Source organism: Rhizobium ecuadorense (assembly GCF_001187535.1).
Lineage (GTDB): Bacteria > Pseudomonadota > Alphaproteobacteria > Rhizobiales > Rhizobiaceae > Rhizobium > Rhizobium ecuadorense.
The window spans coordinates 1-236 of record NZ_LFIO01000667.1 but is presented as its reverse complement, the minus strand read 5'-3'; the positions used below and the strand labels follow the sequence as shown (position 1 = coordinate 236).

Below are 236 nucleotides of genomic sequence, written 5' to 3'. Positions count from 1 at the left end.
CCTGACGCGCCATCCCCTCGGCTTCATCAGGCGAAACGGCGACGCCTGATTTCACCAGCATCTCGGCGGCGAAGGCGAGAACGACGATATCAAGCCGCGTGTCCCTTTTCCTGCCTGCTAGGAAATCCAGGCAGTTGCGTATCTCGACGGCATTGCCGGCACTATCGGCGAGCGGCTGGCTCATGTCGGTGATCATGGCCGAGGTCTTCACGCCTGCGCCATTGGCCACCTCGACC

1 pseudogene is annotated in these 236 nt (G+C 62.3%); it reads right to left on the bottom strand.

The window, feature by feature from the left end:
* Nucleotides 1-236, bottom strand: a pseudogene (locus AF337_RS12795) (thymidine phosphorylase); the annotation flags it as partial.